Annotated in this window: 25 protein-coding genes; 20 read left to right on the forward strand and 5 right to left on the reverse strand. The window is 45.6% G+C overall.

Going from position 1 to position 25,265, the window contains the following annotated elements; all coding sequences use genetic code 11:
* The first annotated feature begins 25 nt into the window (after positions 1–25).
* The 7 genes from rbfA (at position 26) to vmrA (ending at position 7,269) form a co-directional block, all read left to right on the forward strand.
* Positions 26–421 carry a 30S ribosome-binding factor RbfA gene (gene rbfA, locus BIW15_RS05085; RefSeq protein ID WP_077280648.1) on the forward strand — a complete coding sequence of 132 codons (396 nt, stop codon included), beginning with the start codon at positions 26–28 and terminating at the stop codon, positions 419–421.
* On the forward strand, positions 421–1,365 hold the full coding sequence (gene truB, locus BIW15_RS05090) for a tRNA pseudouridine(55) synthase TruB (RefSeq protein WP_025441384.1): 945 nt from the start codon (positions 421–423) through the stop codon (positions 1,363–1,365). The genes rbfA and truB overlap by 1 nt, the downstream gene beginning before the upstream one ends.
* Positions 1,366–1,515: 150 nt before the next feature.
* Positions 1,516–1,785 carry a 30S ribosomal protein S15 gene (gene rpsO, locus BIW15_RS05095; RefSeq protein ID WP_005456110.1) on the forward strand — a complete coding sequence of 90 codons (270 nt, stop codon included), beginning with the start codon at positions 1,516–1,518 and terminating at the stop codon, positions 1,783–1,785.
* A 332-nt stretch (positions 1,786–2,117) separates the two neighbouring features.
* The gene (pnp, locus tag BIW15_RS05100) at positions 2,118–4,253 is read left to right on the forward strand and encodes a polyribonucleotide nucleotidyltransferase (protein WP_005456067.1); all 2,136 of its coding nucleotides are present in this window, start codon (positions 2,118–2,120) and stop codon (positions 4,251–4,253) included.
* Between the two features lie 181 nt (positions 4,254–4,434).
* Positions 4,435–5,355 carry a lipoprotein NlpI gene (gene nlpI / locus BIW15_RS05105; protein WP_005481586.1) on the forward strand — a complete coding sequence of 307 codons (921 nt, stop codon included), beginning with the start codon at positions 4,435–4,437 and terminating at the stop codon, positions 5,353–5,355.
* A 96-nt stretch (positions 5,356–5,451) separates the two neighbouring features.
* A complete protein-coding gene (locus BIW15_RS05110; RefSeq protein WP_024702430.1) occupies positions 5,452–5,865 on the forward strand; it encodes a MarR family winged helix-turn-helix transcriptional regulator in 414 nt (137 codons plus the stop codon).
* 57 nt (positions 5,866–5,922) lie between these two features.
* Positions 5,923–7,269, forward strand: coding sequence for a sodium-coupled multidrug efflux MATE transporter VmrA (gene vmrA, locus BIW15_RS05115; RefSeq protein ID WP_017447713.1), 1,347 nt, complete (start codon positions 5,923–5,925; stop codon positions 7,267–7,269).
* Between the two features lie 53 nt (positions 7,270–7,322).
* On the opposite strand, the gene BIW15_RS05120 is transcribed toward vmrA, so the two are convergent.
* The 3 genes from BIW15_RS05120 to BIW15_RS05130 form a co-directional block, all read right to left on the reverse strand.
* Positions 7,323–8,201: a U32 family peptidase gene (locus BIW15_RS05120; RefSeq protein WP_179115226.1), complete on the reverse strand. Its 879-nt coding sequence runs from the start codon at positions 8,199–8,201 to the stop codon at positions 7,323–7,325.
* 20 nt (positions 8,202–8,221) lie between these two features.
* On the reverse strand, positions 8,222–9,235 hold the full coding sequence (locus tag BIW15_RS05125; protein WP_024699397.1) for a peptidase U32 family protein: 1,014 nt from the start codon (positions 9,233–9,235) through the stop codon (positions 8,222–8,224).
* A gap of 150 nt (positions 9,236–9,385) precedes the next feature.
* On the reverse strand, positions 9,386–11,425 hold the full coding sequence (locus tag BIW15_RS05130; protein ID WP_025505883.1) for a bifunctional diguanylate cyclase/phosphodiesterase: 2,040 nt from the start codon (positions 11,423–11,425) through the stop codon (positions 9,386–9,388).
* Positions 11,426–11,791: 366 nt separating this feature from the next.
* Between BIW15_RS05130 and BIW15_RS05140 the strand changes: the two genes are divergently transcribed.
* Both BIW15_RS05140 and BIW15_RS05145 read left to right on the forward strand, forming a co-directional pair.
* Complete coding sequence (locus BIW15_RS05140; protein ID WP_005490392.1) at positions 11,792–12,319, forward strand: SCP2 domain-containing protein; 528 nt, start codon at positions 11,792–11,794, stop codon at positions 12,317–12,319.
* Positions 12,303–12,806, forward strand: a complete 504-nt coding sequence (locus BIW15_RS05145; protein ID WP_025508524.1) for a GNAT family N-acetyltransferase — start codon at positions 12,303–12,305, stop codon at positions 12,804–12,806. The genes BIW15_RS05140 and BIW15_RS05145 overlap by 17 nt, the downstream gene beginning before the upstream one ends.
* Before the next feature lie 67 nt (positions 12,807–12,873).
* Here the strand turns inward: BIW15_RS05145 and BIW15_RS05150 are convergent, their stop codons facing one another.
* Entirely contained in the window at positions 12,874–13,323 is a 450-nt protein-coding gene (locus tag BIW15_RS05150; protein ID WP_005456073.1) for a hypothetical protein, read from the reverse strand.
* 51 nt (positions 13,324–13,374) lie between these two features.
* On the opposite strand from BIW15_RS05150, the gene BIW15_RS05155 reads away from it, so the two are divergent.
* From BIW15_RS05155 to deoD, 10 genes are all read left to right on the forward strand, one after another.
* The gene (locus BIW15_RS05155; protein WP_025587961.1) at positions 13,375–13,773 is read left to right on the forward strand and encodes a DNA polymerase III subunit psi; all 399 of its coding nucleotides are present in this window, start codon (positions 13,375–13,377) and stop codon (positions 13,771–13,773) included.
* A 65-nt stretch (positions 13,774–13,838) separates the two neighbouring features.
* Positions 13,839–14,294 (forward strand): ribosomal protein S18-alanine N-acetyltransferase, encoded by a 456-nt coding sequence (gene rimI / locus BIW15_RS05160; RefSeq protein ID WP_077280649.1) that lies wholly within the window; start codon positions 13,839–13,841, stop codon positions 14,292–14,294.
* Positions 14,295–14,415: 121 nt separating this feature from the next.
* Positions 14,416–16,005, forward strand: a complete 1,590-nt coding sequence (gene prfC / locus BIW15_RS05165) for a peptide chain release factor 3 (RefSeq protein ID WP_005456063.1) — start codon at positions 14,416–14,418, stop codon at positions 16,003–16,005.
* Positions 16,006–16,089: 84 nt separating this feature from the next.
* The gene (locus BIW15_RS25050; protein WP_005456108.1) at positions 16,090–16,287 is read left to right on the forward strand and encodes a DUF5363 family protein; all 198 of its coding nucleotides are present in this window, start codon (positions 16,090–16,092) and stop codon (positions 16,285–16,287) included.
* On the forward strand, positions 16,274–17,047 hold the full coding sequence (locus tag BIW15_RS05175) for a TatD family hydrolase (protein ID WP_023584076.1): 774 nt from the start codon (positions 16,274–16,276) through the stop codon (positions 17,045–17,047). Before BIW15_RS25050 ends, BIW15_RS05175 begins: the two co-directional genes overlap by 14 nt.
* Before the next feature lie 204 nt (positions 17,048–17,251).
* Positions 17,252–18,535: a NupC/NupG family nucleoside CNT transporter gene (locus BIW15_RS05180; protein ID WP_005456066.1), complete on the forward strand. Its 1,284-nt coding sequence runs from the start codon at positions 17,252–17,254 to the stop codon at positions 18,533–18,535.
* A 581-nt stretch (positions 18,536–19,116) separates the two neighbouring features.
* Positions 19,117–19,893 carry a deoxyribose-phosphate aldolase gene (gene deoC / locus BIW15_RS05185; protein ID WP_005456105.1) on the forward strand — a complete coding sequence of 259 codons (777 nt, stop codon included), beginning with the start codon at positions 19,117–19,119 and terminating at the stop codon, positions 19,891–19,893.
* Positions 19,894–19,990: 97 nt separating this feature from the next.
* Complete coding sequence (deoA, locus tag BIW15_RS05190) at positions 19,991–21,319, forward strand: thymidine phosphorylase (protein ID WP_005494080.1); 1,329 nt, start codon at positions 19,991–19,993, stop codon at positions 21,317–21,319.
* Between the two features lie 68 nt (positions 21,320–21,387).
* Positions 21,388–22,608 (forward strand): phosphopentomutase, encoded by a 1,221-nt coding sequence (locus BIW15_RS05195; RefSeq protein WP_005456086.1) that lies wholly within the window; start codon positions 21,388–21,390, stop codon positions 22,606–22,608.
* A 139-nt stretch (positions 22,609–22,747) separates the two neighbouring features.
* Entirely contained in the window at positions 22,748–23,467 is a 720-nt protein-coding gene (gene deoD, locus BIW15_RS05200) for a purine-nucleoside phosphorylase (protein ID WP_005456104.1), read from the forward strand.
* An 88-nt stretch (positions 23,468–23,555) separates the two neighbouring features.
* Here the strand turns inward: deoD and BIW15_RS05205 are convergent, their stop codons facing one another.
* A complete protein-coding gene (locus BIW15_RS05205; protein ID WP_005481596.1) occupies positions 23,556–24,161 on the reverse strand; it encodes a YtjB family periplasmic protein in 606 nt (201 codons plus the stop codon).
* Positions 24,162–24,252: 91 nt separating this feature from the next.
* Between BIW15_RS05205 and serB the strand changes: the two genes are divergently transcribed.
* A complete protein-coding gene (gene serB / locus BIW15_RS05210) occupies positions 24,253–25,233 on the forward strand; it encodes a phosphoserine phosphatase (protein ID WP_077280650.1) in 981 nt (326 codons plus the stop codon).
* Positions 25,234–25,265 lie beyond the last annotated feature (32 nt).

Genomic DNA, 25,265 nt, shown 5'->3' on the forward strand with positions numbered 1-25,265 from the left:
ATTCTTTCTATATAAGAGAAAAGATATGTCAAAAGAATTTAGCCGCACGCAGCGTGTTGCACAGCAGCTGCAAAAAGAATTAGCAATGATCCTTCAACGTGAAGTTCGTGATTCACGTTTGGGTATGGTTACCATTTCCGATGTGGAAGTCTCTCGTGACCTTGCTTACGCAAAAGTGTTCGTGACTTTCCTATGTGTAGGTGAGCAAACACCAGAATCATGCCTATCGGCACTACGTGAGCATGAAGTTCACATTCGCATGATGCTTGGTAAGCGTATTCGTCTGCGTCTAACTCCAGAAATCCGCTTCTACTACGACAACACGCTCGTAGAAGGTATGCGTATGTCTAACCTAGTAACCGAAGTGGTTAACTCAGACAAGCAGAAGCAAAAGAACTCTGGCCGTGAGGACGAAGAATAATGGCCCGTCGTCGTAAAGGTCGTCCAATTAATGGTGTTATCTTGTTGGATAAACCAACAGGTATCTCTTCCAATGATGCACTGCAAAAAGTAAAGCGAATCTACTTTGCTGAGAAAGCGGGTCACACTGGTGCGTTGGACCCTCTAGCGACGGGTATGTTGCCGATCTGTTTAGGTGAAGCAACCAAGTTTTCTCAGTTCCTACTGGATTCAGACAAACGCTATCGCGTGATCGCAAAACTTGGCGAACGTACTAACACTTCAGACTCTGATGGTGAAGTGGTAGAAACGCGTCCAGTAGATGTGACTCTCGAGAAACTAGAAGCGAGTATCGAGAAGTTCCGTGGCGAATCTGACCAAGTGCCTTCGATGTTTTCTGCTTTGAAGTATCAAGGCAAACCTCTGTACGAGTACGCTCGTAAAGGTATCGAAGTTCCACGTGAGTCTCGTAAAATTACGGTATACGAAATCATTCTTCACCGTTTTGAAGGTGATGAAGTTGAGATGGAGGTGCACTGTTCAAAAGGCACTTACATTCGTACTATCGTCGATGACTTGGGCGAAATGCTCGGTTGTGGTGCTCACGTAACTATGCTGCGCCGCACAGCTGTAGCCAAGTACCCTTACGAGAAAATGGTGACTCTTGAGCAGCTTAATGAGCTGCTTGAGCAAGCTCATCGTGAAGAAATCGCTCCTCGCGAGTTGCTCGATCCACTGCTTATGCCAATGGACACTGCAGTTGAAGACTTACCAGAAGTAAACCTAATTCCTGAATTAGCGGATATGGTTCAGCATGGCCAACCGGTTCAAGTATTAGGTGCACCAGAGCAGGGGCCTCTGCGCCTGACTATGGGCGAAGAGCGTTTGTTCATCGGTGTTGGTGAAATGAACGATGATGGTAAGATCGCACCAAAACGTTTAGTCGTTTTCCGCGACGAAGAGTAATCTCTATCTCACTTGAAAAATACCGGCATTTAGGCCGGTATTTTTATATTGCGCCTATAAGCAAACTTCCTTATAATTCGCGCTTCTCGTGTCGGCTGAATCAGAGATTGGCTGGCACAAACATTAACTTACTCTTATTAGGAGAGAATTATGTCTCTGAATGCAGAAACTAAAGCAGCAATCGTTGCAGAATACGCACAATCTGAAGGCGACACTGGTTCACCAGAAGTTCAAGTAGCTCTACTTACAGCTTCTATCAACCACCTACAAGGTCACTTCAAAGCTCACAAAGGCGATCACCACAGCCGTCGTGGTCTTCTACGTATGGTTTCTCGCCGTCGTAAGCTTCTAGATTACCTAAAAGGTAAAGATCTAGCTCGCTACCAAGACCTAATCAAGCGTCTAGGCCTACGTCGCTAATAAGCGACTGCATAGCAGTTTGTCAAAAAAGGGGCTTTATGCCCCTTTTTTGTTGCCTAAATTTAGCCAAATCATCCTTAAGCCGTTATAATACTGGCGGCTTAATCTTTTGATACCGTTCTAGATGAGTGATTAGTCGCTGTTTAGTCTGGTATATTAGATTTTTATTAAACTCATAGCATTACAGTCAACCTCGTCGACCAAAAGGTCGCGGCTATTAAAAAGAAATTTAGGTAAGTTTCTTTTCACTAGTCGCGATTCGTAATGCCTTGAGTGTTTATTAACACACCTAAGCGGCTATTTATCGGTGCGCTTAGAAACAAGGAATAACAATGTTCGAAAAACCAGTTGTTAAAACGTTCCAGTACGGTAACCACACGGTTACTCTAGAAACTGGCGTTATCGCACGTCAAGCTACAGCAGCAGTTATGGTTACAATGGACGATACAGCAGTATTCGTTTCAGTTGTTGGTAAAAAAGAAGCAGTAGCGGGTCAAGATTTCTTCCCACTAACTGTAAACTACCAAGAGCGTACTTACGCTGCAGGTAAAATCCCAGGTGGCTTCTTCAAACGTGAAGGTCGTCCATCTGAAGGCGAAACGCTAACAGCTCGTCTAATCGACCGTCCAATCCGTCCACTATTCCCGGACGCGTTCAAAAATGAAGTGCAAGTTATTGCAACGGTTGTATCTGTAAACCCAGACGTTCAACCAGATATCCCAACAATGATTGGTACATCTGCGGCTCTTGCTATCTCTGGTATTCCATTCAATGGTCCTATCGGTGCAGCACGTGTTGGTCACATCGATGGTCAGCTAGTTCTTAACCCTAGCCAAACTGAGCTAAACGCATCGCGTCTAGATCTAGTGGTTGCAGGTACAGAGTCTGCGGTACTAATGGTTGAGTCAGAAGCTGACAACCTAACTGAAGAAGAAATGCTAGCAGCAGTTGTGTTCGGTCACGATCAACAACAAGTTGTAATCAATGCTATCAACGAGTTCAAAGCTGAAGTTGCGACTCCAGCTTGGGATTGGGTTGCTCCAGAAGAAAATACAGCACTTAAGACTAAGATTGCTGAACTTGCTGAAGCTAAGCTTGTTGAGGCTTACCAAATCACTGAGAAAATGGCTCGTTACGACCGCATCCATGAGATTGCAGCAGAAGTAAACGAAGCACTGCTTGCTCAAGATCCTGAAGCGGATACTAAAGAAATCCACACAATCTTCCACGATCTAGAGAAGACTGTTGTACGTCGTAGTATCATCGCGGGTAACCCTCGTATCGATGGTCGTGAGAAAGACATGGTTCGTGCGCTAGACGTACGCACTGGTGTTCTTCCTCGTACACACGGCTCTGCACTGTTCACTCGTGGTGAAACTCAGGCTCTAGTGACAGCTACTCTAGGTACTCAACGTGATGCACAAATCATCGATGAGCTAACTGGTGAGCGTAAAGATCACTTCCTACTACACTACAACTTCCCTCCATACTGTGTGGGTGAGACTGGTTTCGTAGGTTCTCCTAAGCGTCGTGAAATCGGCCACGGTAAACTGGCTAAGCGTGGTATTGCAGCTGTAATGCCATCTGTTGACGAGTTCCCATACACAGTTCGCGTTGTATCAGAAATCACGGAATCTAACGGTTCATCTTCAATGGCTTCTGTATGTGGTACATCTCTAGCACTTATGGATGCTGGTGTGCCAATCAAAGCATCTGTTGCGGGTATCGCGATGGGTCTTGTGAAAGAAGGCGATGACTTTGTTGTTCTTTCTGACATCCTTGGCGACGAAGACCACCTAGGTGACATGGACTTTAAAGTAGCAGGTACTAGCACTGGTGTTACTGCACTTCAAATGGACATCAAGATCGAAGGTATCACTAAAGAGATCATGCAAATTGCGCTTAACCAAGCACAAGGCGCACGTAAGCACATCCTATCTGTAATGGATGAAGCGCTTGCTGGTGCTCGTGACGATATCTCTGAGTTCGCTCCGCGTATCCACACAATGAAGATCAGCGCAGAGAAGATCAAAGACGTTATCGGTAAAGGTGGTGCAGTTATCCGTGCTCTAACTGAAGAGACTGGTACAACTATCGAAATCGAAGACGACGGTACAATCAAGATTGCAGCAACTGAAGGTGCAGCAGCGAAAGAAGCTATCCGCCGTATCGAAGAGATCACTGCTGAAGTTGAAGTAGGCCGTATCTACACTGGTAAAGTGGCTCGTCTAGCTGACTTTGGTGCGTTTGTAACGGTTCTACCAGGTAAAGATGGTCTAGTACACATTTCTCAAATCGCTGAAAAACGCGTTGAGAAAGTGTCTGACTACCTAACTGAAGGTCAAGAAGTTCAAGTTAAAGTTCTTGAAATCGACCGTCAAGGCCGTGTACGTCTAAGCATGAAAGAAGCGGTAGAGAAGCCTGCTGAAGAAGCAGCTGCAGAAGCACCAGCAGCGAAAGAAGAGTAATCTGAAACTCGCCTTTCGGTCTTTTATTAGCTTAAGAGCCTGAAAGCATGCTATAAAGGGGAGCATTTTCGCTCCCTTTTTTTTTGGCCTGTTTCGAGGAGTTTGACCTCAAATGAGGTTATTTATCCTATAGTGCATTAAGGAAACAGACCCAAGGCGGTCCAAACAGGAGTATCAATTAGTGAAATGGTTTCAAACCGCAAGTTTATGTGTTGCTATCGCGCTGACCGGTTGTGCAAATACTTCTCAACATTCAGCACTGAAGTGGCTTTACCCACCAATGGCTGTGCCTTTACAACCGAGCGTTCAACAAGAAGTTCAAATTGCGCGTTTATCACAACTACTGCAGCGCCCTGATCTCAGCGATGAAGTGCGTGCCAAAATGCACTATGAACGTGGTAATTACTACGACAGTGTTGGCTTGCGTGACCTTGCTCGTTTGGATTTCAACCAATCATTGCAGTTGAACCCAGCTCAGCCAGATATATTTAATCTTCTCGGCGTTTACTTTACTCAGGTTGGAGAGTTTGATGCGGCATACGAAGCATTTGATTCAACACTCGAACTTGCACCAGATAACTCTTACGCAGAGCGCAATCGGGCGATAGCGCTATACTACGGCGGTCGTATTGATTTGGCCTTAGAAGATATGACCAAGCATTATCAAGAGATGCCAAGCGATCCATTTCGCGCATTGTGGTTATACATCATTGAAGCGGATCAAAACCCTGAGCAAGCAAAAGCAAACCTTCAGCAGCGTTACCAACAAGATCGCAGTGAAGAATGGGGTTGGGTGTTAGTCGCTCTTATGCTACGCGATGTTTCTGATGAAGCGGCTCTTGCTGCGATTATGGATGGGACGCGAGAAAACTATCGCCTTGCTCAGCGATTGACGGAAACCTATTTTTATCTCGGTAAACGTCATCAATTGGAAGGTGACATCGCCAGCGCGATTTCGTTGTATAAGCTCGCCATTTCGTTGAATGTGTACGAGTACGTTGAGCATCGTTACTCTTTCTTGGAGTTAGCACAAATTTATGACCAACTTCAGCAAGATAGGTTGGCCAAGCTAAAAGCCGCCGAGCAACAAGAACAGCAATAATGATAAAGCCGCTTCCATAAGCGGCTTTTTTACGCTTGATGATTGAGATAACTCGCTTTAGAATAGTTAGCCTTGCTAACTAATTGGTGAATCTTTATGGCTTTAGAAGAGAGTTTGATCGATTTGGAGCGTTTTTGCGCCAAAGCTTGGCGTGTTTACGCTAAAGAAGATCCATTGTCTCATCTTAGCTTTAACGAATTTGATTACTTACGCGTAATTCAGGTGTTTCCTGAAGGCGTTCGTATTACTGATCTTGCCGACGAGTTACAGGTAACCAAACCTTCTGCCTCCAATATGGTGGTGCGTTTAGAAAAGAAAGGGTTAGTGAAGCGTATTGCTTGCAATGAAGATGCTCGCGCAAAGCGTGTCTTACTGACGGAAGAGGTCGCTGAAAAAATGTCTTTAGAGCAAATTGTTTATAAGGATATTTCGGATCAAATGATGCTAAAGCTAAACGAACAAGAAGCCAAACAATTGCAGTCGCTACTCAATAAAGCGCTTGGAAATTAATTCAAAAATTCATTTATTTAACTATTTAGTTAGCTTTGCTAACTATTGGTGAGAATCATGCAAAACTCCATTTATAAACAGTTTTGGAAATATACCATTCCAACTGTCGCAGCCATGTTGGTCAATGGGCTGTACCAAGTCGTCGACGGTATTTTTATTGGCCGTTACGTCGGCGCTGACGGATTGGCGGGCATCAATGTCGCTTGGCCAGTGATTGGTAGCATTCTGGGAATAGGGATGATGGTTGGTGTTGGTACGGGAGCCCTGACTTCCATCAAGCAAGGAGAGCAAGATCAACAAGGTGCGAAACGGGTCTTAACCACAGGCTTGCTATTTTTGTTGGCCCTGATGCCTATTGTCGCAACGATTCTGTTTTTCTTTGCTGATGACTTTATTCGTTGGCAAGGCGCTCAGGGGCGAGTGTACGAGTTGGGCTTGCAATATCTCCAGATACTAATCGTCGCGTGTATTTTTTCACTTGGCTCTATTGCGGTTCCATTCTTGCTACGTAACGACAACAGCCCTAACTTAGCTACAATTTTGATGGTGATAGGTGCAATCATTAATATTGTGTTGGACTATGTTTTCATTGCTTGGATGAACTGGGAGCTAACAGGAGCGGCTATTGCGACCGCATTGGCACAGATGGTTGTCACCGTGCTAGGTGTGGGCTACTTCTTCTCTTCTAAAGCGAAGTTACGTCTAACATTTAGAGAGTTGAAAGTGCAATTGGATGCTATTCCTAAAATTGTGCTTATCGGGACATCCAGCTTTTTTATGTACGCTTATGGATCTACGATGGTAGCTCTGCACAACGCGTTATTTGCACAATACGGCAGCCCGCTTTTGATCGGCGCTTACGCCATTTTAGGCTATATCGTGACGGTCTATTATCTCGTGGCGGAAGGCATTGCCAATGGTATGCAGCCTTTGGTGAGCTACAACCATGGCGCACGAAATCAAGATAACATTCGTAAGTTGCTACAAATTGCTATGGGGACATCGGTTTTAGGTGGTGTTGTGTTCGTGGTATTGATGAACCTTTTCCCGTACCAGCTCGTATCCGTCTTTAATGACGCGGATCAGCAGCTTATCGAAAGTGCTGTGGTGGGAATTCGTCTCCACATGTTCGCACTGTTTCTGGATGGTTTCTTAGTGGTAGCAGGGGCTTACTATCAATCGGTCAACAAAGGCAGTAAGGCGATGTTTGTGACGGTGGGTAATATGCTTATCCAACTGCCGTTCTTATTCATCATGCCAAAACTGTTGGGTGTGACAGGCATTTGGATTGCATTCCCGCTATCCAACATTGCGTTAAGTCTGGTTGTGATGAGTATGCTTTGGCGTGATATCAAAAAGTTGATGGTGGATAGCCCAGTAGAACCGAGCATCCAAGCGTCTTAAGTTGGTAGCAGAAAAGCGAGGCTAGTGCCTCGCTTTTTACTTTGTCGGAAGAGTTAAATGTTCTTCACTTCTAAGCCAGCCAATTGATGCCAGTAACCGTTGCATTGGCGGCTTGATAGTTTGTCTGGGTCTGAGCCTTGCTCGTTAGAACGGAAGCGATCCAATTCTGAGAAGGTACTTACGCCTAATGGACTCAAGCGAACGACATCAACGAGTCCTTGCATGCTTGGCAGATCGTTGATCAGGTTGTAACAGTAGCCCGATTGCGTTTGGATGCCATTCAAATTGAAGACTTCTTGTCCCTCTTGGCTGCTTACTTGGATACCGGTTGGGTATTTGATGCAGCAAGTTTCGCAATCATCCTTCGCTTTATTTTCTGCACGCGCCGTGAAGCAGCGAGCCGAGTAGGCTAATGGCAAATAGCCGTGGCTAAAGACTTCGACTTCGAATTTGTTACGAATCCCTAAGTCTTCACATTGTGTCAGAGTATCGCTTAGCCATTCACGAGATAGCTCAACCGGCATACACCAACGAGTCATCCCTTGTTTTAAAAACAGGTTCAAGGTGTGTGCGTTGTAAGTGTTAATTGCTGGGCCAACGACAAATGGGACTTTGTGTTCAGACGCCAGTTGAACTGCGGACACGTCATTTGCTTCAATCGCAAAGTCACCATTATCGATATATTTCTTCATGATCTTGACTTCGCTTGGTGCTTCCAACAATGCCATGGTGGAAAGCACCACTTGCTTACCGGATGCCGACAGGTCTTTGGCAATATCGAACCAATGAGCAGGTTTCATCTCGCGACGTTTTGAACAAACGGTTTCACCCAAGTAGATAATGTCTGCCGAGCTTTCTTTCGCTTGTAAGTAAAATGCTTCGATATCTTGTTTTGGCCAGAAGTACAGCAGTGGGCCAAGTGCGTATTTCATTGAATTTTCCATCTTAACCTCTACTGCCATTTACGGTGGTATGCACCCAGCGTGGTTTGCGTACCTTCAGAAACGTTAGCCAGGGCGGCATCCCAAGCTGCTTCGACTTGGTAAGCTTCTGGGTTTGCTTGGTAACGATCAATTGCTGCGCGCCAAGTGCGAGTAACTTGCTCTACATAGGCAGGGCTGCGTTGACGGCCTTCAATTTTTACCGACGCTACGTTTGCTGCAAACAGTTCAGGAAGCATAGAAAGAGTATTTAAACTGGTTGGTTCTTCCAGCGCGTGGTAACGTTTTTTCTCGCCTTCAATTTCAGCTTCAAAGCGGCCTTTACAAAGCGTTGGATAGCCTGCGTTTTCACCCGAGCAGTAACGGTCGATCAAAATGTTGTTTAATCGAGACTCCAAGCCTTGTTCAGTTTCTTGCCAGCGCACGTATTTCGCTGGAGAGCAGGCTCCGACCGTATTTGGCGATTCACCCGTCATGTAAGACGACAAGTAACAACGACCTTCAGACATGATGCACAGACTGCCAAACGCAAATACTTCCAGCTCGACATCACTGGTGATGTTACGCGACAGTTGTTTCACCTGATGAATGGACAACACGCGAGGCAATACCACACGTTTAACGTTGAAGTTTTGCTTGTAGAAATCAATTGCAGCTACGTTGGTAGCAGAAGCTTGCACGGAAAGGTGTAGCTCAAGCTCAGGGTATTTGCGAGCAGCGTACTCAAGAACAGCAATGTCAGCGACAATCAGTGCATCTACGCCCAATGCCGCTGCGTTATCGACGGCGTTTGTCCAGCGTTCAAAACCGTTTGGATGAGCAAAGGTATTGAGTGCAACGTGGATCTTTTTGTTGTGGTCATGCACATATTGCACGGCCTTTTCTAGTTTTTTACCGTTGAAGTTCAAACCAGCAAAGTGACGCGCGTTGGTATCGTCTTTGAAGCCGATGTACACGGCATCTGCACCGCAATCAATCGCGGTTTTTAGCGCAGGCAGGTTACCCGCAGGACACAAGAGTTCCATATGCTCACAATCATAGAGAAGGAAAAGGTGCCCGCATTTTATGAAGAATTATGAATAGCTAATTTGACCTAAGTTAGGTTTAGCTCAATAAACTCAATATTTACCCCTTGAGAGTAGGGGTAAAGGTTTGATTTGACGAAGTAGGGGGGATCAGTTTTTGTGGCGGCGGTTTTGCACAAACAACTCTTCGATTTCATGTTTTGGCTGAGGTCGGTAGAAATGAAAACCTTGAATCGAGTTGCATTGAAGGTTGGAAAGCAAAGTAGCTTGCTGATGCGTTTCTACGCCTTCTGCAACGACCGTTAATTCCAAAGATTTGCCCAAGTTGATGATGTTCTCGATGACGGTCACCTGTTTTGGCAGGGCATCAATGTCATTAATGAACGCACGGTCGATTTTTAGTTCATCAATCGGGAAACGAGCTAAATACGACAGTGACGAATACCCAGTTCCAAAGTCGTCGATCGATAAAGCAAAGCCCAGCTTTTTAATCGCATTCAGCATTTGCAGCGTATGTTCGCTGTCACTCATCACCGCGCTTTCCGTGAGCTCAAACGTGATGCAACTTGGATCAAGTTCGGTTGTGCGCAGCAGCTTCTCCATAAAGTCGATCAACTGAGGGTTGCCAAACTGTTCTGGAGACAAGTTGATCGCGACGCGACCCGGCAAAATGCCTTGTTGTTTCCAGCGTTTTACGGTGTTGAATACATCACGCATCACCACGCGACCCAGATGCTCAATCAAACCTGCTCGTTCCGCCACAGGAATAAATGATCCTGGGCTAATGTAGCCCTCAACCGGATGTTTCCAACGTACTAAAGCCTCTGCGCCATTGATACTGAAATCACGGGCGTTCACTTTGGGCTGATACCAAACTTCGAGACCATTTTGCTGCAGGGCTTTTTGCAGTTCGATTTCGAGCCACAAACGCATACGCGCTTCTTTGTTCATTTGGTCATTGAATTTGATCAGACGGTTTCGCCCGCGATCTTTCGCTTCGTACATTGCGGTATCGGCATTTTGTAGCAAGATACGAGCATCCTGCCCATCTTCCGGATAGCGGACGCTACCAATTGAGCAGGCAAGACGTTTACTGAAGTGGTGCAGATCAAAAGGTTGGTTTATCAAAGAAATAATGCGATCTGATAACACTTCTGCCATGCGCGAGTTTTCTGGCTCAGGAAGGATGATGCCGAACTCATCACCGCCAAGATGACCGATGATCGCTTGGTTTGGTAGCAGTCGTTTTAAACGCGCAGAAACTTCTTGGATGACTTTGTCACCGATGTGATGACCCAGCGAGTCATTTATGTTCTTAAAGTTATCGATATCGAGGTAAAACACCAATAGCGGTGTTTGGCTTTTGATCAGTTGTTCTAGGCGCTTGGTGAAACCAAATCGGTTATACAGTTTGGTTAAAGAGTCGATATGAGAATCTTCACTGGAGGCTGACGACAGGTGTTTTGGTGTGTCATCCGCATCTTGGATAAGAATAATTTGAGATTCACTGCCTAGAATTGCCGTCGAGTCCGCATGCAATTGGACTCTGCGCTCAAATCCGCAACGCGCGCTAGTCAGGCAAACAAACGGTTTGTCCGAAATAAGCGTGCTGAGTCGGTGACTGAAAACTTTTTTGGTGTTTTCGTCGATGAACAAGCGAGAGAGCTCTTCACCGAGCAGCTCGTGAGGGGAGTTAAGCCCAAGCAAACGAGCCGAGGCTGGGTTTGCTGAGATGATGGTGTCATCTTCAATCAGCAGCAGGCCATCGGGCAATAGTTGGGTCAACTTGGCAAATTTGTTTTCGGCTTCTTCCAGAGAGCGGACAAGTATTTGCTTTTCGGAGGTGTCGACGGCGTGAAACACCACGAAACGTACCTCATTACCTTCATACACTGGTGACAAACTAAAGTGAAGGCTGGTCTCTAAATCGGTTTCATCTAAGGTAATTTCAGCTTCGACATGCACGCCTTTGAATGCGCGTTGGTAGTAAGGTGCCAGCTTCTTATAAAACTGCTCACCTAGCACCTGGCAATCGTTTAACCCGATGATTTCTTCATGATTTAAGCCTGCAATATCACAATAGCGGTCACTCACCATTCGATAATTGTGTTTTTTATCAAGAATGGCAAAAAAGAAAGGGCTATTTGAGGTTAGCGTGGCAAACCAATGTTGTAATTGCTGGGAAGGCATTAGGGTATTACCGATCTCCAATGAGCCAGATTAATTCGTCCGTGTAATCAAAAGCGCTACCCTGGCGAACATGCCGCCGTGCTTCTCAAGCCTGCATAGTGAGTCATTTTTAAGTGGTTGACTCGGCTTTATTCTGTGACTTGATATCACGAGGATACGCTCGGATAACTATAACTTTGAAAATACGGTTATTAAAGCGTTTATCAAGCTGTTCGCATCAATAATACACGTAAGGTCAAAAAACGACACGTTAGTGGACAATAAACCACCAACTGAAAACAAACAGTTTATTGATACATAACAGGTATCGCGGTGGTGCGATTGCGTAATATGAGCGACCTAATGACAAAGTAACGGATAATGAACGTGTTAAACAAGATTCGCAGTCAACTAGTAAAGAACGCAGCCAACATTTTGCGTTCTCCAGTCCAGTTATTACCACAAACAGTTCAACAAAAAGCCTTACTTGAAGGGCTGAAAATGGTATTCAAAGAAGCGTTAGAAGATGGCGACTTTGAATTCCTTGAAGACAAGTGGTTAAAAGTTGCGATTAAAGACTTGAACTTAGCATGGTACATCAGCTATCAAGATGAAAAATTAGTCGTCGCTGAAAAACCAGTTCAGGAAGATGTGAGTTTTAGTGGTAATCTAAACGACCTAGTACTGATTGCTGGTCGTAAAGAAGACCCTGATACACTGTTCTTCCAACGTCGCCTTTCAATTGAAGGTGACACTGAGCTTGGCTTAGAAGTGAAAAACTTGATGGACAGTGTCGACTTAGAGCAGTTACCAAAAGCAATGCAAGTAGCGCTGAACCAACTGGCTGACTTTGTCCAAAAAGGGGTTCAAGAGCCTGCACAACAACCCGGAGTAGCGAATGCTTATTCGAACTGAAGCCCCTGCGGACATTCTGACCATTGACCGCCTATTGAAACATGCGTTTCCAACCGATGCAGAAGCCAACTTGGTGATGCGTTTACGTGAAAACGGCAAGCTGACCTTGTCGCTGGTGGCGTGTACGGATGAAGGTGAGGTAATTGGCCATGCTTTATTTAGCCCAGTTACATTAAATGGTGAAGATTTGTCGTGGCAAGGGCTTGCACCATTGGCTGTTCATGAGGACTATCGCCGTCAAGGCATTGGCGCTGAACTCATTAAAGAAGGTTTCGAATCTCTGCGTGATTTCGGTTATCCAGTCTGTGTCGTGTTGGGTGAACCTAACTACTATGCACGACAAGGTTTCGAAGCTGGTGAAGAGATGGGCTTTGAATGCGCTTGGGAAGTGCCTGAAGGTGCGTTTCGAGTAGCTGAACTCGTCGAGGGCCAATGTGCAGGACGTTCTGGACGTATTGATTACGCGCCAGAGTTCTCAGAGCTTTAAATATTGAAACAGCCCGCTGAAATAGCGGGCTGTTTGCTTTTCATCAGTCAATCGACAAGCATGACGTTTATTGAGCGTTTTTGGTTCTTTTTTTGCCCCAGATTTCGACTTTTGCTTTTTTGCTGACACCCAACACGTCGAGCTTCATGTTTCCCCAACTGCTGTATTTCATTTCAAGGTGCTTAAGTTTCGCGTCCTCCGCTCCTGGTAGTGTCCAAGCTCGCGTTGACATTCCGTTGGTGAGCGTGCCCATTGATGTGAGTTTTTTCTCGCTGCCGTCGGTCATGGTGACTTTGATGTCTTTTAAATCGACGGTGCCTTGAATGCACTTTATTTTGATTTTACTGAAGTTACGGTTTTTGAGCAGACTATTTGGCGTAACGGTGTCTGTCTCCGTTTGGAAGTTGACGGTCTTGGTTGCGATCAGCTCCCAGTCATCATTATTGCTGCTCGCAAATGTGGAAAAACTGATGGTCGCTACCATCATCACAGTAAAGAGTGATTGGAAAAGCTTCATAACACCTCTGACTTTTTGATAGGATTGCCTCGTTCAAACAGGTGACGAAAAATGTCAATTAACGAGAAACAGTATTTACACGAAATGGGAATCACCTCGTGGGAGTTGATTCATCCAGAAAGGTTGGCAGGCTATCAACCGCCAACTATAGATTTGCCAAGTTCTTGCAAACTTCTGCTGGTCTCACCCATCTGTCCTACGAATGAGACAGCGATACTGTTCGAGAAGATACTTAAAAGTATGAAGTTAACGCTTGAACAAGCCATGCATATCGAGTCTGAGCGCCTTGCAATGCTTGGTGAACATCAGTTGGAGTGGGTATGGTTTGCAGGCTGTGAAAGTAACAGCATGGAAAATGCTAAGCAGCTAACCTCGCCGTTATTGCAAGACATTGATGGCAACAATGAACAAAAACGCGCACTTTGGCAGCAAATTTGTTCTTACTCGTAACGTTTGTAAAAGATCGCATACCAAGCTCTATTATGGCGCGGTATTTCGACCTAATAGGTTAAATCATGACGATTGAAATTCTCCCAATATGCAGTGAGCATGTGGAGCAAGTTTGGCAAATTGAACAGCAAGCGCATTCTCACCCATGGGCAGAGTCGTTAGTGCGCGATTTGTCGAGTCGCGGTGCATGCCATCACGTGATGGTCGAAGACGGCTCGGTAGTTGGTTACTTTTATGCACAAAATATTGTGGGTGAAGTGACGTTACTCAATATTGCGGTTGCCCCTGCTCTACAAGGAAAAGGCTACGGTCAAAAGCTATTGGATGCTTTTCTGAATCACTGTGAGCAAGCCAAAGCAGACAGCGCGTGGCTAGAAGTAAGAGAAAGTAACCGTCCGGCGATTCATATTTATGAGCAAGCTGGTTTTAACGAAGTGGATCGTCGTTATGATTACTATCCAGCCAAAACAGGCAATGGAAAAGAAGACGCGATCATCATGAGTTATCTCTTCTTTAACTAGACGCACTACTCGGGAAGTTGCCCCTAAAGCAATAATAGGCGAGAATACCGCGCAAAATTGAATCTACAAAAAGCGTGTTTGCTTTTCAGCAGGCATTCAGACATCAAAGAAGACCAGTTTCATGTCAAATACACCTTTTCTAAGCGAAGTTTCTAAACGTAGAACGTTCGCTATTATTTCTCACCCGGATGCGGGTAAAACAACCATTACCGAAAAAGTCCTTTTATTCGGAAACGCGATCCAAAAAGCAGGTACTGTAAAAGGTCGTGGTAATGCACAGCACGCAAAATCTGACTGGATGGAAATGGAAAAGGAACGTGGTATCTCGGTAACCACTTCTGTGATGCAGTTCCCGTACAACGATTGCCTAGTAAACCTGCTTGATACTCCAGGACACGAGGACTTCTCGGAAGATACTTACCGTACTCTAACGGCAGTTGACTCGTGTTTGATGGTTATCGATGCGGCGAAAGGTGTCGAGGATCGTACTCGTAAGCTAATGGAAGTAACACGTCTACGTGATACGCCAATCGTAACTTTCATGAACAAACTTGACCGTGACGTTCGTGATCCAATGGAAGTATTGGACGAAGTAGAAAACGAATTGGGTATGATGTGTGCACCGATCACTTGGCCGATCGGCTGTGGTAAAGAATTTAAAGGTGTTTACCACATTCACCGTGACGAAACGATCCTTTATGAATCTGGCCACGGTCATGAAATTCAAGAAGTTCGTATCATCAAAGGTCTGGATAACCCAGAACTTGATGAAAAAGTTGGTGAAAGCCTAGCGGCAAGCGTTCGTGAAGAGCTTGAGCTTGTAATGGGGGCATGTCCTGAGTTTGATAAAGAACTGTTCCTAACGGGTGAACTGACACCGGTTTATTTCGGTACTGCACTGGGTAACTTTGGTGTTGACCATATGCTAGATGGTCTGACTGAATGGGCGCCAGCGCCGAAAACGCGTCAAGCGGTTGAGCGTGATGTTGAAGCGACAGAAGATAAGTTCTCTGGCTTCGTATTCAAGATCCAAGCAAACATGGACCCTAAACATCGTGACCGTATCGCATTCATGCGTATCGTATCGGGTACTTACACTCAAGGTATGAAGATGAACCACGTTCGTCTAGGCAAACAAGTAAGTATCTCTGATGCGGTAACCTTCATGGCTGGTGACCGTTCACGAGCAGAACACGCTTACGCGGGTGACATCATTGGTCTGCATAACCACGGCACTATCCAAATTGGTGATACTTTCACGCAAGGTGAGTCACTGAAGTTCTCTGGTATTCCAAACTTTGCGCCTGAATTGTTCCGTCGTATTCGTTTGAAAGATCCATTGAAGCAGAAGCAGCTACTAAAAGGCTTGGTTCAGCTTTCTGAAGAAGGTGCGGTACAGGTATTCCGTCCACTGCAAAACAACGATCTGATCGTTGGTGCGGTAGGTGTGCTTCAGTTTGACGTGGTTGTGGCTCGCTTGAAGTCAGAATACAACGTTGAAGCAATCTACGAAGGCGTTAACGTAGCGACAGCTCGTTGGGTTGAGTGTGGCGATGCGAAGAAACTGGATGAGTTCCAGCGTAAGAACCAAGCGAACTTAGCATTGGATGGTGGTGACAACCTAACGTACATTGCCCCAACTATGGTTAACTTGAACCTTGCAAAAGAACGCTTCCCAGACGTTGAATTCCGTGCGACTCGAGAGCACTAATCAACCGCCGCGTTAAAGCAACTAGATTTTAAATCGCCCTTGGCTATAGACTTAGTCAAGGGCGTTTTTATATAAGGAAGAAAAATGAACTGGTTCAAACGTGGGTTAAAGCGTTACGACGATTGGTGCAAACAAATGGGATTAACGCCCGATCAAAAACGCAGCTGCGTCCCTTATCGAAAAGATCCTGCCCATCAAAACGAAGAGAAGGGCGAAGCTCTGTCTTTTTCTGACTCTCCGTCTGCTGGCGTCGATAAAAAGTCTCAAGATGAAGTTCTTTGATACGCACTGCCACTTTGATTTTGATGTGTTTCAAGATGACTTTGCGCATCAACTTGAGCTTGCTCAAACGCAAGGCGTCGCAAGAATTCTGATTCCTTCCGTCGGCCCGCAAAATTGGGCTCGTATTCAAACGTTGGCAGAGCAACACGCCAATTTGTATTACGCGCTCGGTTTTCATCCGTATTTTCTAGAAGATAACGTTGAGCAACACCTTTCAGAACTAGAACGCTATCTCAACCAAAAATCGCCACAGTGTGTGGCAATCGGAGAGTGCGGACTAGACTTTGCAGTTAACGTAGATCCTGAGCTACAAGAAAGGGCGCTTGAAACTCAATTTGAGCTGGCAAGGCGTTTCAATCTTCCTGTCATTTTGCACAGCCGGAAAGCACACAATCGACTCATTCAAATGGTCAAAGCGGCGAAGTTACCTCGTGGTGGCGTTTTGCACGCGTTTGCTGGTAGTTATCAGCAGGGAATGGAGTGGGTCAGATTAGGTTTTTTCATCGGTGTTGGTGGAACCATTACCTATCCGAGAGCCCATAAAACTCGCGACGCAATTCAAAGATTACCACTCGAAAATCTGGTTATAGAAACAGATGCTCCAGATATGCCTATACTTGGTTATCAAGGGGAGCCGAATCACCCTGCCAAACTCATTCATGTATTCAATGAGCTCGCAGAGTTGCATAGTGTGCGAAAGCAATCGATTGCCACTCAGCTGTGGGAAAATAGCAATTTTGCTTTCTCTATCTGTGAATAAAATCTAAAGATGTAGTCTGAAATAGAAAACGTTTCCCTGCTTATTGTGAGATAACTCACAAAGGTGGGTGAATCAATGATGAATCTTATAAGAAAGTGTGAGGGTGGCATTACTTTAATTGATTCTGCGTGAGTATAATTGCCCCCGCTTTATAGCTCCATTTTGTAACACGCCAATAAATAACTTATAAGGAAGTCATAAACTATGAGCCTGTTTATGAGCCTAGTCGGTATGGTAGTGCTTCTTGCTATTGCATTTGCATTTTCTAATAACCGTAAAGCTATCAATCTAAGAACTGTGGGTGGCGCATTCGCTATCCAATTCGCATTAGGTGCATTCGTACTTTATGTACCTTGGGGCCGTGATCTACTAAACGGTTTCTCTACTGGTGTTTCTAACGTTATCAACTACGGTAACAATGGTTCATCGTTCCTATTCGGTGGTCTTGTTTCTGACAAGATGTTCGAAGTATTCGGCGGCGGCGGTTTCATCTTCGCTTTCCGTGTTCTTCCTACACTGATCTTCTTCTCAGCACTGATTTCAGTTCTTTACTACGTTGGCGTAATGCAGTGGGTTATCAAGATTCTTGGTGGTGCACTTCAAAAAGCGCTTGGTACTTCTCGTGCGGAATCAATGTCAGCAGCAGCTAACATCTTCGTAGGTCAAACTGAAGCACCTCTAGTAGTTCGTCCATTCGTTCCAAAAATGACTCAATCTGAGCTATTCGCGGTAATGTGTGGTGGTCTAGCTTCTGTAGCTGGTGGTGTACTAGCAGGTTACGCATCTATGGGTGTTCCTCTAGAGTACCTAGTAGCAGCATCATTCATGGCGGCACCAGGTGGTCTACTGTTCGCTAAGATTCTTCACCCAGAGACTGATCAGCCTCACGAAGATATCGAAGAAGCAATGGACGGTGGCGACGACAAACCAGCTAACGTAATCGACGCAGCAGCGGGCGGTGCGGCTTCTGGTCTACAACTTGCGCTAAACGTAGGTGCAATGCTAATCGCATTCGTTGGTCTGATTGCTCTAGTTAACGGTATGCTAGGTGGCATCGGTGGTTGGTTCGGCATGCCTGAGCTAACTCTAGAACTAATCCTAGGTTACGCATTCTCTCCACTAGCATTCCTAATCGGTGTTCCATGGAACGAAGCAGTTGTTGCTGGTTCATTCATCGGTCAGAAACTAGTTATCAACGAATTCGTTGCTTACTTGAACTTCACACCTTACCTAGGTGACAGCGCTCAAGTAGTAGCAGCAACTGGTGAAGTAATGTCTGAGAAGACAACAGCTATCATCTCATTCGCACTATGTGGCTTCGCGAACCTTTCTTCTATCGCGATCCTACTTGGTGGTCTAGGTAGCCTTGCACCAAACCGTCGTTCAGATATTGCTCGCATGGGTATCAAAGCAGTTCTTGCAGGTACGTTGTCTAACCTTATGGCAGCGACAATTGCAGGCTTCTGCCTAAGCCTTGCAGCATTTTAATTAGAATCGGTTCTTAATATATAGACGCCGTTTTAAACCATGCCCTGTAGCAAGAGATTGCTGCGGGGCATTTTTCGTTTTTCAGGACCAAAATTTTTACGCTGAGTAAACCCAAGACATTGGTTTACGCAGCGAATGGAATAGCGGCTTGGAAATTTTGAGATACAAACCGTTTGCGCTCTATTTGGTGCTACAGTTTTGCGGTGAATATCTATAATGTAGTAATCACGAGATCATGGTTACGATAACCACTTAATCATAGAGTGAATATTACATACTCGATGGGCAAATGAATTGCCCTGCAATATCAGATCTAATAGGCGTTTCGCTGTGTGATGTGATATTAAAGACACCGCAATCATAGATTGTTGTGCCATAGGCCAAACTGGTACTGTGCGGTGACAAGGATAGCAATTGGCATATGAATTTTTCGCTGTATATGCCGAGTCTTCAGGGAACCAAGTCCGTTCATAAATAGACTGTTTAGCCAATTTCTCACACTATCTCGACTTGTTGATTATAGTTAGAGAAGTGATGTGAGGCTGAGTAGTGAATTTTTTGAATATTGATCGGAGATAGAAATGAGCGATTTAAAAGCAGCAGCGCTACGTGCACTAAAACTTATGGACCTAACTACGCTGAATGATGATGACACTGATGCAAAAGTGATCTCACTATGTCATGACGCGAAAACAGCAGTAGGCAACACAGCTGCAATCTGTATTTACCCTCGCTTTATTCCTATTGCTAAGAAGACACTTCGTGAGCAAGGTACGCCAGAAGTTCGCATTGCAACAGTAACGAACTTCCCACACGGTAACGACGATATCGACATCGCTGTTGCTGAAACAAAAGCGGCTGTTGCTTACGGTGCAGACGAAGTTGACGTAGTTTTCCCATACCGCGCGCTAATGGCGGGTGATGAGAAAGTAGGCTTCGAACTAGTTAAGCAATGTAAAGAAGCTTGTGGTGACATTCTTCTTAAAGTGATCATCGAAACTGGTGAACTAAAAGAAGAAGCACTAATCAAGAAAGCATCTCAAATCTGTATTGAAGCAGGTGCTGACTTCATTAAAACTTCAACTGGTAAAGTGCCAGTAAACGCAACACCAGAATACGCTCGCATGATGCTTGAAGTTATTCGCGACATGGGTGTTGCAGAAACTGTTGGTTTCAAACCAGCAGGTGGTGTGCGCACTGCTGAAGACGCAGCGGCATACCTAGCAATGGCTGACGAAATCCTAGGTGACAACTGGGTTGATGCTCGTCACTACCGTTTTGGTGCGTCTAGCCTGCTAACCAACCTACTAAATACATTAGAAGTGTCGGACGACGTCGCTGATCCAACAGCGTACTAATTCCAATAATACGTCTGAACGGTAGCACCTAAACGGGTGCTACCAAACCTCTTCTATCCTACTACAACCATGGCTCAAAAGAGCTTGGGAGGCACTAATGTATTTACCACAAGAAATCATTCGTAAAAAACGTGACGGCGAAGTCCTAACAGCCGACGAAATCAACTTCTTTATTCAAGGCGTAGCGAACAACACGGTATCTGAAGGTCAGATTGCGGCGTTTGCTATGACGATTTTCTTTAATGAAATGACCATGGATGAGCGCATCGCCCTAACGTGTGCAATGCGTGACTCAGGCATGGTAATCGACTGGAGCCACATGAACTTCGGTGGTCCAATTGTCGACAAACACTCAACCGGTGGTGTGGGTGACGTAACATCTCTGATGCTTGGCCCTATGGTGGCAGCATGTGGCGGTTTCGTACCTATGATCTCTGGTCGTGGCCTTGGCCACACAGGCGGCACGCTAGATAAACTTGAAGCGATTCCTGGCTACAACATCACACCAACGAACGAAGTTTTTGGTCAAGTAACCAAAGATGCGGGTGTGGCGATCATCGGTCAAACGGGCGATCTTGCTCCGGCAGATAAGCGCGTGTACGCGACTCGTGATATCACGGCTACCGTAGACAACATCTCACTGATCACGGCATCGATCCTGTCTAAGAAATTGGCAGCGGGTCTGGAATCTCTAGTGATGGACGTAAAAGTCGGTTCTGGCGCATTTATGCCAACTTACGAAGCGTCTGAAGAGCTAGCAAAATCTATCGTTGCTGTAGCAAATGGTGCAGGCACGAAGACTACGGCGATCCTTACGGACATGAACCAAGTACTGGCTTCTTCTGCGGGTAACGCGGTGGAAGTTCGTGAAGCGGTTCGTTTCCTAACAGGTGAATACCGCAACCCGCGTCTACTTGAAGTGACGATGGCATCATGTGCTGAAATGCTCGTGCTTGGCAAACTGGCTGAGAACACAGACGACGCACGCGCGAAACTGATGGAAGTGCTAGACAACGGTAAAGCAGCAGCTTGCTTCGGCAAAATGGTTGCGGGTCTTGGCGGTCCAGCTGACTTCGTAGAAAACTACGACAACTACCTAGAAAAAGCAGAAATCATCAAGCCAGTTTACGCGACAGAAACAGGTATTGTCTCTGCAATGGACACGCGTGCTATCGGCATGGCTGTGGTTTCTATGGGTGGCGGTCGCCGTGTTGCAACTGATGAAATCGACTACGCGGTAGGTTTTGATAACTTCATCCGATTGGGTGAAGTCGCTGATAGCGATAAACCTCTAGCAGTTATCCACGCTCGCAGTGAAGAGCAGTGGGAAGAAGCGGCAAAAGCACTACGCAGTGCAATCAAAGTGGGTGGTGAATACACGCCAACTCCAGAAGTTTACCGTCAAATTCGTGCAGAAGACATCTAAAAGATTAAGTAATTACATAAGGCCTACTCAACCATAATAATTCGCCGAGTGGGCCTAAGGAAAGAGCAATGAAAAGAGCATTTATTTTAGTACTAGACTCATTCGGTATCGGTGCAACTGCTGATGCAAAAGAATTTGGTGATGTAGGTTCAGACACTCTAGGTCATATCGCTGACCAGTGTGAAAAAGGCTTAGCAGATAACGACAAACGTCAAGGCGCACTTCGCCTTCCAAACCTATCTAAGCTTGGTTTGGCGATGGCACACAAAGAATCAACAGGTCGCTTTGCTCCTGGCCTAGACGCTGATGCAGAAATCATCGGTGCTTACGGTCACGCTGCTGAGCTTTCTTCTGGTAAAGACACTCCGTCTGGTCACTGGGAAATTGCTGGCGTACCGGTTCTGTTTGACTGGGGCTACTTCACAGATAAAGCAAACAGCTTCCCTAAAGAGTTGACTGACCGCATTCTTGAGCGTGCAGGTCTAGATGGCTTCCTAGGTAACTGCCACGCATCTGGTACTCAAGTTCTTGATGACCTTGGTGAAGAACACATGAAGACTGGCCAACCAATCTTCTACACTTCTGCGGACTCTGTATTCCAAATCGCATGTCACGAAGAGACATTCGGTCTAGATCGTCTACTAGAGCTTTGCCAAATTGCTCGTGAAGAACTAGAAGATTACAACATCGGCCGTGTAATCGCGCGTCCATTCATCGGTCCTGGTAAAGGTCAATTTGAGCGTACGGGTAACCGTCGTGACCTATCTGTAGAGCCACCATCAGCAACGGTTCTACAAAAGTTAGTCGAAGAGAAACAAGGCAATGTGGTTTCTATCGGTAAGATTGCAGACATCTACGCAAACTGCGGTATCACCAAGAAAGTGAAAGCGACAGGTATTCCTGCATTGTTCGAAGCAACGCTAGAGCAAATCAAAGAAGCGGGTGATAACACCATCGTATTCACTAACTTTGTTGATTTCGACTCCGCTTACGGCCACCGCCGTGATGTAGCGGGTTACGCTGCGGCGCTTGAGTACTTTGATGGTCGCATCAACGAAGTGCTCGAACTGATGGGTGAAGATGACGTGCTAATCCTAACGGCTGACCACGGTTGTGACCCAACATGGCCAGGTACTGACCATACTCGTGAGCACATTCCAGTATTGGTTTACGGTCAAAAAGTGCCAGCTGGCTCTCTTGGCCGTCGCGAAACATTCGCAGATATCGGCCAAACATTGGCGAGCTACTTCGGTACTTCTCCAATGGATTACGGTAAGAATTTCCTATAATTAGGATATTAAAAACTAGGAGCTGAGTGCTCCTAGTTTTATGTTTGCAGTATGCAAGTACTGCTTGTCGGAAATGAGAATACTCTGGCTTACATCGCCTTAAGCGCGGAGCGCTAGAGAAAGGTTAAGGAAAAGAAAAATGGCAACTCCACATATCAATGCTGAAATGGGTGCATTCGCAGACGTAGTACTGATGCCAGGTGACCCGCTACGTGCAAAATACATCGCAGAAACCTTCCTTGAAGATGTTGTTCAAGTGTGTGATGTGCGCAATATGTTCGGTTACACAGGCACTTACAAAGGCCGTAAAATCTCTGTGATGGGCCACGGTATGGGTATCCCATCATGTTCGATTTACGCGACTGAGTTAATCAAAGACTTCGGTGTGAAGAAAATCATCCGTGTCGGTAGCTGCGGTGCGGTGAATGAAGACATCAAAGTACGTGATGTTGTGATCGGCATGGGCGCGTGCACGGATTCAAAAGTAAACCGCATTCGCTTTAAAGGCCATGACTTTGCGGCTATCGCAGACTACAAAATGGTTCGTGCAGCAGAAGATGCAGCAAAAGCACGTGGTATTGATGTGAAAGTCGGCAACCTATTCTCAGCGGAGCTTTTCTACACGCCAGATCCAGAAATGTTCGACGTAATGGACAAGTACGGCATTGTTGGTGTTGAAATGGAAGCGGCGGGTATTTACGGCGTAGCAGCAGAGTACGGCGCAAAAGCTCTGACAATCTGTACGGTTTCTGACCATATCAAAACTGGCGAGCAAACCACATCAGACGAGCGTCAAACAACATTTAACGACATGATGCTAATCGCGTTAGATTCAGTATTGCTAGGCGACGCAGAATAAGCGACAAAGATTCGTCTTCGCTTTCAAGAACTAAAAAAACAGCCCGCTCAAAGCGGGCTGTTTTTTTATTTGAAGTTGGCTGTTGGAATTACTTGGTCAGCAGCAAGTTTTCGGCTTTTTTACGGCGGATCGGCTGTCTACGTAAAATCATAATAAACAACATGCCACACACAAAACTCATCAAGACCATCATGTACATGTAACGATCACTCTTACGATAATGGTGATCAGAAATCGCCGTCACTCGGCCTGTCTCAAACGTCACACGTACAAAACCAATCACAGCACCATCAGCTAGGACAGGCTCGACCAATTGCTGGCGACCAATAGATGCGGTGGCTAGTGGGGTATCTAATCCTAGGACTTCACGGACAGACAGCGCCTCGTCACTCGATGCTAATCGCACACCTTGTGAGTCATAAATCGTGGCATCAAATACCAAACGGTCTTGCGCGAGCTGGTTGGTCAGCTTGAGCAATCGCTCTTGGTCTTTGGTTAATATCATTTCGCTGGCAGACAAAGATGCCTGCGAGATCAAAACCTTGGTGAGTGTTTCAAGCTGCTGCGCTTGAATCTTCTCGTTGCCCTTACTGATCACAACACTGTTTTTGATGGTGATGAATAACATCACGCACAGTAGGATTAGTGCCAGAATTCGCAGGGCATTCCTTACTGAGAACAAGGATTCACTCATGCTCTTTACTCATCCATTTAAAACAAAACAAAGACTTGCCTTTTTAGTTTGTTGAGGTAACGTTTTAGCAAAGTCATAAGGGATTATATACATGGACGCGTCAAAAAGCTTGCCTATCAGAAAACATACGACACTTTTAAACCGACTGCCCGAAACTCGATTTGCTACCCAGTTAGATAAAGCGAAAGCGAATTGGGTCGTTTTTGCTGAATATCTTTCCCCTCGCCACTTTGAAGATATCGACTTCTTTACTGGTTTCTATAACCCGGTGTTAGAAACATGGAAAGTCGGTCAGTATGAAGTAGCATTGATGGCGGGCGAATTAACATCTCAACACGAAACCATCTTAAAAAGCCTCAACATTGATTATGCTTCTCTGAATGAAGTGCCGGATCTCTCTGCGCCTGGCTTAGTGGTGTTCGATATGGATTCCACAGCGATTCAAATTGAATGTATTGATGAAATTGCCAAACTGGCTGGAGTAGGGGAAGAAGTCGCCGAAGTAACTGAACGTGCGATGCAAGGTGAGTTGGACTTTGAACAAAGCTTGCGTCAACGGGTTGGTAAACTAAAAGGCGCAGATAAAGCAATTTTAGAACAAGTGCGTTCTGAGCTTCCATTCATGCCAGACTTTGAAGCGTTGATTGCGACCTTTAAAGCGCTCGGTTGGAAAACCGCCATTGCATCTGGTGGGTTCACGTATTTCTCTGATTACATCAAAGAGAAAGTCGGTCTGGACTTCGCTCGTTCAAATCAGCTTGAGATCATTGACGGAAAGTTAACTGGGCAAGTGATTGGTGACGTGGTATCTGCGCAAACCAAGTCCGATATTTTGGTTGAACTGGCGGATGAATACGAAATTGAACAGCATAATACCGTTGCCGTTGGTGATGGTGCCAACGACTTAGTGATGATGTCCGCCGCAGGCCTTGGTATTGCCTACCACGCGAAACCTAAAGTAGAAGCGCAAGCACAAACCTCGGTGCGTTTTGCTGGGTTAGGTGGGGTGCTCTGTATTTTGTCTGGTGCGCTCGTGAAGCAGCAAAAAATCAGTTGGAAAGCGAAGCCTTAATAGAATCAGAAAGAAAAACACCGCCTATTTTG

Source organism: Vibrio sp. SALL6, assembly GCF_002002385.1.
Taxonomy (GTDB): Bacteria; Pseudomonadota; Gammaproteobacteria; order Enterobacterales; family Vibrionaceae; genus Vibrio; species Vibrio parahaemolyticus.

Coding starts and splice junctions, on each gene's coding strand:
- BIW15_RS05150 (WP_005456073.1), bottom strand. CDS start 13,323: ATGAAGCTTTTCCAATCACTCTTTACTGTGATGATGGTAGCGACCATC.
- deoA (WP_005494080.1), top strand. CDS start 19,991: ATGTATTTACCACAAGAAATCATTCGTAAAAAACGTGACGGCGAAGTC.
- truB (WP_025441384.1), top strand. CDS start 421: ATGGCCCGTCGTCGTAAAGGTCGTCCAATTAATGGTGTTATCTTGTTG.
- BIW15_RS05205 (WP_005481596.1), bottom strand. CDS start 24,161: ATGAGTGAATCCTTGTTCTCAGTAAGGAATGCCCTGCGAATTCTGGCA.
- BIW15_RS05130 (WP_025505883.1), bottom strand. CDS start 11,425: ATGCCTTCCCAGCAATTACAACATTGGTTTGCCACGCTAACCTCAAAT.
- vmrA (WP_017447713.1), top strand. CDS start 5,923: ATGCAAAACTCCATTTATAAACAGTTTTGGAAATATACCATTCCAACT.
- BIW15_RS05195 (WP_005456086.1), top strand. CDS start 21,388: ATGAAAAGAGCATTTATTTTAGTACTAGACTCATTCGGTATCGGTGCA.
- serB (WP_077280650.1), top strand. CDS start 24,253: ATGGACGCGTCAAAAAGCTTGCCTATCAGAAAACATACGACACTTTTA.
- rimI (WP_077280649.1), top strand. CDS start 13,839: ATGACGATTGAAATTCTCCCAATATGCAGTGAGCATGTGGAGCAAGTT.
- rbfA (WP_077280648.1), top strand. CDS start 26: ATGTCAAAAGAATTTAGCCGCACGCAGCGTGTTGCACAGCAGCTGCAA.
- BIW15_RS05155 (WP_025587961.1), top strand. CDS start 13,375: ATGTCAATTAACGAGAAACAGTATTTACACGAAATGGGAATCACCTCG.
- prfC (WP_005456063.1), top strand. CDS start 14,416: ATGTCAAATACACCTTTTCTAAGCGAAGTTTCTAAACGTAGAACGTTC.
- BIW15_RS05125 (WP_024699397.1), bottom strand. CDS start 9,235: ATGGAACTCTTGTGTCCTGCGGGTAACCTGCCTGCGCTAAAAACCGCG.
- deoD (WP_005456104.1), top strand. CDS start 22,748: ATGGCAACTCCACATATCAATGCTGAAATGGGTGCATTCGCAGACGTA.
- BIW15_RS05175 (WP_023584076.1), top strand. CDS start 16,274: ATGAAGTTCTTTGATACGCACTGCCACTTTGATTTTGATGTGTTTCAA.
- BIW15_RS05120 (WP_179115226.1), bottom strand. CDS start 8,201: ATGAAATACGCACTTGGCCCACTGCTGTACTTCTGGCCAAAACAAGAT.
- BIW15_RS05145 (WP_025508524.1), top strand. CDS start 12,303: ATGCTTATTCGAACTGAAGCCCCTGCGGACATTCTGACCATTGACCGC.
- rpsO (WP_005456110.1), top strand. CDS start 1,516: ATGTCTCTGAATGCAGAAACTAAAGCAGCAATCGTTGCAGAATACGCA.
- BIW15_RS05110 (WP_024702430.1), top strand. CDS start 5,452: ATGGCTTTAGAAGAGAGTTTGATCGATTTGGAGCGTTTTTGCGCCAAA.
- pnp (WP_005456067.1), top strand. CDS start 2,118: ATGTTCGAAAAACCAGTTGTTAAAACGTTCCAGTACGGTAACCACACG.
- BIW15_RS25050 (WP_005456108.1), top strand. CDS start 16,090: ATGAACTGGTTCAAACGTGGGTTAAAGCGTTACGACGATTGGTGCAAA.
- deoC (WP_005456105.1), top strand. CDS start 19,117: ATGAGCGATTTAAAAGCAGCAGCGCTACGTGCACTAAAACTTATGGAC.
- BIW15_RS05180 (WP_005456066.1), top strand. CDS start 17,252: ATGAGCCTGTTTATGAGCCTAGTCGGTATGGTAGTGCTTCTTGCTATT.